This window comes from Psychrobacter sp. Choline-02u-9 (genome assembly GCF_002836505.1).
Classification (GTDB): Bacteria; Pseudomonadota; Gammaproteobacteria; order Pseudomonadales; family Moraxellaceae; genus Psychrobacter.
Genome location: NZ_PJBF01000008.1, coordinates 1 through 6,320, shown reverse-complemented (window position 1 = coordinate 6,320; position 6,320 = coordinate 1). Strand labels below are relative to the sequence as shown.

General features: G+C 43.4%; 7 protein-coding genes and 1 pseudogene. All 8 read right to left on the bottom strand.

The features are described from left to right. Positions 1-439, bottom strand: a pseudogene (locus CXF69_RS00430) (hypothetical protein); the annotation flags it as partial. Positions 440-575: 136 nt separating this feature from the next. After that, a complete protein-coding gene (gene tatC / locus CXF69_RS00425) occupies positions 576-1,280 on the bottom strand; it encodes a twin-arginine translocase subunit TatC (protein ID WP_416374993.1) in 705 nt (234 codons plus the stop codon). 117 nt (positions 1,281-1,397) lie between these two features. Next, positions 1,398-1,781, bottom strand: a complete 384-nt coding sequence (gene tatB, locus CXF69_RS00420) for a Sec-independent protein translocase protein TatB (RefSeq protein ID WP_102078900.1) — start codon at positions 1,779-1,781, stop codon at positions 1,398-1,400. A 55-nt stretch (positions 1,782-1,836) separates the two neighbouring features. Further along, on the bottom strand, positions 1,837-2,121 hold the full coding sequence (gene tatA, locus CXF69_RS00415) for a Sec-independent protein translocase subunit TatA (protein WP_011959992.1): 285 nt from the start codon (positions 2,119-2,121) through the stop codon (positions 1,837-1,839). An 80-nt stretch (positions 2,122-2,201) separates the two neighbouring features. Then, entirely contained in the window at positions 2,202-4,823 is a 2,622-nt protein-coding gene (locus CXF69_RS00410; protein ID WP_102078899.1) for a copper-transporting P-type ATPase, read from the bottom strand. A gap of 137 nt (positions 4,824-4,960) precedes the next feature. Next, complete coding sequence (locus CXF69_RS14245) at positions 4,961-5,128, bottom strand: hypothetical protein (protein ID WP_180952676.1); 168 nt, start codon at positions 5,126-5,128, stop codon at positions 4,961-4,963. Positions 5,129-5,230: 102 nt separating this feature from the next. After that, complete coding sequence (locus CXF69_RS14590; protein ID WP_102078898.1) at positions 5,231-5,503, bottom strand: DUF5676 family membrane protein; 273 nt, start codon at positions 5,501-5,503, stop codon at positions 5,231-5,233. A 115-nt stretch (positions 5,504-5,618) separates the two neighbouring features. After that, complete coding sequence (locus CXF69_RS00400; protein ID WP_025653156.1) at positions 5,619-6,272, bottom strand: methyltransferase family protein; 654 nt, start codon at positions 6,270-6,272, stop codon at positions 5,619-5,621. Positions 6,273-6,320: the final 48 nt, after the last annotated feature.

Genomic DNA, 6,320 nt, shown 5'->3' with positions numbered 1-6,320 from the left:
GTTTTTGTGCACGGGCAAGTGCTACGTTTAAAAATGCGCCTCCAGCGTTAGTATTGATCTCAATAAGTTGAGGGCCATCGCTACCTAAGTGAAAGTCATAACCCATAAAGGCTCCTATTGGCCCTGGATCGAAAGCAGCAATTTTGGGTGCCCATGACAATACTTGCTGTTGGTAAGATGGAAGTTTAGCAGCCGACTCAATAGCTGCGACGATTCGCACCATTGTCTCTATCTCTGTTTTAGGGACGAACACTGGTGTTGCTGAAAAAAGCTTATTAAGCTCGTTCGCTCCTATTGGATTGTTTCTAGTTTCTGCTAATTGATCTTGAAGGCTAGTATTCAATACCTTACGATCTAAAGTACGGCAATAGCATTCTTGATTCAGTTGATTTGCAAGACCGTCATTAGTTTCTTCGTTGTTGCTGGTTAAGTGTTCCATTTAAACCTCGTCGTTAAGTAGAGTGCTTACGCTGACATACTCTAGTAAACAGCAAAAAACAAAAGGGGTATTTGGCGTTTTTACGATGATGCTAGTTGCTTTTTAATGTCTCACTTCCTGAGTCTAAAGCGGTGCTTCATTCCTCTTTGATTAACATTTTTGCTAAGAATAAACCCAGCTCAAATAATAGCCACATAGGAATCGCCAACAACAGCATTGATACACCATCAGGCGGTGTCACTACCGCAGCGATCCCAAAACAGCCGACAATGATATAACGACGCTTATCTTCTAGATTCTGAGTAGAAACGATTCCGGCCATTATCAGCAACAAGGTAACCACTGGAATCTCAAAAGTTAGTCCAAACACCATAAATAATTTGAGCGCAAAGCTCAGATAACTGTCAATATCGGTCATCGGTATGACGTTCTGTGGAGCGAAAAGTATAAAAAACTTCAACACACCTTTGAGTACGACAAAGTAAGAAAAAGCAACACCAGCATAAAATAGAAATATCGAAGATAGCAGTACAGGAATGGCAATTTTCTTCTCTTTTTTATATAAGCCGGAAGCTACAAATGACCAAATTTGATACAGAATATAAGGCATTGCTAAAAATGCGGCGACGAATATCGTCAAGCGAATAGGTGCCATAAAGTTCGAGGTAATATCAGTAGCAATCATAGTCGAATTCGCAGGCAGCTGCGCAACCAGAGGGTCTGATAAAAGATTGTAGAGCTCACGCGAAAACCCTACCAATGCTAAGAAGACGATCAAAACGGCTACGCATATTTTGATGAGATGCTTGCGTAATTCAATCAAATGCTCAGTAATAGGCATGTCGCTAAGCGCATTCAGCACATTATCAGTCTCAACATTATGGGTAGCATCTGACGCCTTAGCATCTGTATTTGCTAACTTTCTTTGGCGACTTTTTTGGCGCTTAAATAAGCTCATTTATCCCCCCTTCTCTATAGCTGAAGAAGAGGAAGTATCTGGCTGATGATTTTGCTGCTGAGGAGTGTTTGACTGATGTGAAGCGTCTAGGCTTTGGTTCTGTGACTGCTCAAACTTTTGCATACTGCCACGCATTTCTGCTAATTCGCGCTTCATATCCGACTCGGTCTGACGGATTTTCGCAAGTTCATTTTGCATTTGTTGACGTGTTTCAGCTAGATCAAGCTCAGCTTCTATTTCAGATTGTAGAGTGGATACTGTACGGCGCAGTTTGGCATACCATTGCCCAGCGGTACGTGCGGCTTGCGGCAGTTTTTCTGGGCCCAATACGATTAAAGCAATGACGCCAAACAAGAGTAATTCGGAAAACCCAATATCAAACATAACAGTCACATATATTAATAGACTACTTAGTGCCGCTATTTATAAGCGGCGCGCTTCATACTTTAGGCTGGTCATCAGTGGAAATAGGGCTGATTTCCATATCATCAGCCTGATTACCTACACGCGTATTTAAATCATTACTTGCAGCTGGCGTACTATTTTCATGGCTAAGCACATGATTTTTGCGAGCATTCTCGGGTTCTTCATCTTTGACCGCTTCTTTAAAACCCTTCACCGCACCGCCTAAATCTTTACCTGCATTTTTAAGCTTGGCAGTACCAAATACGACCACCACTACGACCAATAAAATCAGCCAATGTGTAATAGAAAAGCTGCCCATAACGGTATCCTTATATTTTGTGATCTTGTTTAGACCAGTATGTGTCAGTGTGCTTTAGAACACTTTTTACCGTACCAGAATTATAGTTTCAAACGGCGCAATCGCAGCGCGTTAGCAATCACCGAGAATGACGACAAGCTCATCGCTGCCGCTGCTATCATCGGACTGAGCAGAAGCCCAAATATGGGATAGAGCACACCTGCGGCAATAGGAACACCAAGTGCATTGTAGATAAAGGCAAAAAACAGATTCTGTCTGATATTGCGCATGGTGGCGTGGCTAAGCTTATAAGCTTTGGCAATGCCCATTAAATCACCTTTTAGCAGGGTAATGCCCGCACTCTCCATCGCCACATCGGTACCGGTTCCCATAGCGATACCAACATTAGCTTGCGCTAGCGCTGGTGCGTCGTTGATACCATCACCCGCCATAGCGACCAATTTACCGCTGTCTTGCATTTCTTTGACGATACGGTTTTTATCCTCTGGTGAGACATCCGCATGAACTTCATCAATACCTAGTTTATTGGCGACTGCCTGCGCGGTTTTTTCGTTGTCACCGGTTAGCATCACAACTTTTAGTCCCGAGTCGTGTAGTAACTTTATGGCTTCCTTGGTACTTGGTTTAATAGGGTCAGCAACTGAAATAATACCAGCAGCTTTACCATCTATAGCCACAAACATTACCGTTTCACCGTCCTTTCTACGGACGTCAGCTTTAGTAGATAAATCCTGATCGAAGCTGTCTAAACTCTCCATAAGCTTTGAGTTACCGATAGCGACTTGTTTGCTATTGACTATGGCTTGTACGCCTTCACCGGTGGTCGAATTAAAGTCAGTAGCTTTAGGAATAACGAGTGATCTATCTTGAGCGGCTCTGACAATAGCTTCTGCCAAAGGATGCTCGCTAGCGCTTTCTACTGCAGCTACCAGTGCAAGGAACTCGTCTTCATCTTGACCTGCTAACGCATCAATTGCAGTAAGCTCAGGCTTACCAGCGGTCAGAGTTCCAGTCTTGTCGACGACGATAGTATCGACCTTTTCCATAGTCTCCAACGCTTCGGCATTTTTGATAAGTACACCGTTTTGCGCGCCTTTACCGGTACCGACCATAATAGACATAGGTGTCGCCAGACCAAGGGCACAAGGACAGGCAATAATCAGTACCGCGATAGCGTTAACCAAAGCATAGGCCATAGCCGGCTCAGGGCCAAAGATTGCCCAGACAATAAAGGTTATGATAGAGCTGACAATAACAATAGGTACGAACCAACCCGCCACTTGATCTACCAAGCGCTGGATAGGCGCGCGGCTACGCTGAGCTTCGGCAACCATTTGTACAATTTTGGATAATACCGAATCTGCTCCAACATTGACCGCTTCGACCAATAGCGTTCCGGTGCCATTTACCGTACCACCAGTCACTGTATCTCCTGCTACTTTTGATACAGGGATTGGTTCACCCGTTACCATTGATTCATCAACATTACTATTACCATCGATCACTGTACCGTCTACGGGCAACTTCTCACCTGGTCTAACCCGTAACTTATCGCCACTGACAACCTCATCAAGCGAGACTTCGATCTCTTCTCCGTTTTCGTCAACACGTCTTGCAGTCGGTGGAGCTAGCTCAAGCAATGCTCGAATCGCACCTGAAGTTTGGCTTCTGGCTTTGAGCTCTAATACTTGACCCAACAATACTAAGGTTACAATGACAGCTGCTGCTTCATAGTAGACTCCGACTTGACCACTAGCGTCTCTAAAACTGTCTGGGAAAATATTGGGAAAAAAGGTCGCGACAATACTAAAAACATAAGCAGCGCCTACGCCTATCGCAATCAAAGTAAACATATTGAGATTGCGGCTTTTTATAGACTGCCAGCCACGAACGAAAAACGGGGCGGCCCCCCAAAGCACTACAGGTGTCGCAAGCACTAATTCAGCCCATTGTAAAACCTGTGAAGGTATACCATACTGACTAAAGTCAACTCCAAACATACCGCTCATAACATATATTAATAGCGGTATAGTGAGTACCGTGCAGATCCAAAAGCGCCGCGTCATATCATCAAGCTCTTCGGTGTCCTCTTCGCCAATAGTGACCGTTTCCGGCTCAAGTGCCATGCCGCATATTGGACAACCACTATTCTCAACATCCCTGACTTCTGGATGCATTGGACAGATATAAACCGTACCATTATAGTCGTCTGGTACTTTATCGTACTTACCCCCTTTGATAGATTTTACCGCGCCGCTATCATTACCCGCTCCATGACAATGCGCATGACTGTCTTCATTGTCGCTTGAGTTAGCAACTTCGTCTTTAGGCTGCAGAAACATGCCGCATATTGGGCAGTCACTCTTTTCAACATCTCTGACCTCAGGATGCATAGGGCAAATATAAATCGTACCGTTATAATCATCTGGTACTTTGTCGTACTTGCCGCCTTCGATAGGTTTTGCCTCAGTGCTATTATTATCATCCGCTCCATGACAATGCGCATGACTGTCTTCATGGTTGTTGGATTCAGCAACCTCGTCTTCAGGTTTAAGAAACATGCCGCATATCGGACAATCGCTCTTTTCAGTATCTCTAACCTCAGGATGCATCGGGCAGATATAAACCGTACCACTATAATTTTCTGGTACTTTATCGTACTGACCACCTTTGATAGATTTTTCATCGGCAATATGTTTCATAAACTCACTCCTTGAAGACAATAAATATTGATAATAAATACAACTCTTAAAGCACTATCATCAATCCTCGATTGCTATTCATCTAATTATTAATCTAAAAGTCTCTAAAATTATTTTTTATACTTTTTAATTGGAATTTAGTCTTTATCACGCAAATACTTGAGCAGAGCCTTGATGGTTAATACTAGTACTGCGAAAAACAGTAAGAGGAATAACAAACAGATAAGCATCATAACCCAGCCCATACCCTGCATCATTGAGCCGTTCATCATGCCATGCATCGACCCATTCATCATGCCATTCATTATGATTCCTCCTTACTCTAAACTGCGATTACTCCAACTCTTCAATTCATTTTTACTCAAATTGAAAAGGTTGCTGACTATTCATACAAGAGTACCTTTGAACTATTTTGCGAACCACCGATATAGTGGCACGAATAAGATTGCGAAATACCAACCGTAAAGATACGATTCGACAAACCCAATTAGAAAGCCTGTCCACGTCAACCACTCAAAGCCAGGTAGTAGAGGCGCCCAAGCTTCATGCATACTTATCTGTTCGGGTGCAAGTAAGCCAAAGCCTATGCATAACAGGTAACTAATGAGTAGAAACAGCGATACACTGTTGCCAACAGGAGCAATCCTCAAAGTACTTGTTGTTAAGTTTGATTTAGCCATCTTAATACTTCTTGTTATTACATGATGTCGTTCAAGCTTAAACCCATCAACCGTCCATCTGTCCGTTTTAAGCCTAAGAAAGCAGTGTGAGTAAAAGCTTTATGCTGTACTAATATTACTTCTTGATTCGTGAGGCGGCAGCGAGTTGACGCCATCTACCCCAACGAGGAATAAACATTGGCACTTGCCGTTTATAGGCAAGGTAATCTTCTCCAAATGTTTTGAGCATCTGTTGTTCCTCACGTCGAGCGAGCCATGTATAAACTAGTACAATAATTGGAAACAGAACGATTGAGAATAGTGTTGGCCAATGCACTACGCCTTCCCCGAACAGCGCAATAAACAACCCCGTGTACTGAGGATGACGCACGTAGGCATAAAGCCCCTCCGTCATCAAGCGGTTCTCACCCCGTGCTTTATGGACTTGACGCCAACCTTGAGCAAAAAGTCCGACTCCTAAAAATGCAATAGCATAGCCGAGTAGCATTGAGATCATCATGCCTGTCTCACCTAAACCAACAAGGGTCGACCATAAGCTGGCGCTGATATATTGGCTGTCTAAACCAAAAAACCGTACTAATAAATATATAGTGAGCGGAAAGCCATACATTTCTGCGTAAAGTGCAATGATGAAAGCCTGAACTACACCAGCACCCGCCCATTCACGCCAGTTCTTTGGTGCGAAATAACGGTAAAAGAACCAAGAAATGAGCACAATAACAATTAGTGCGAGACCCCAAGTTCCAGCGTGATTAAATGACTCATTCATGGCTTACTTTCCCCGTTCTCTTTATGAATATCGTATTGCATGAAATCA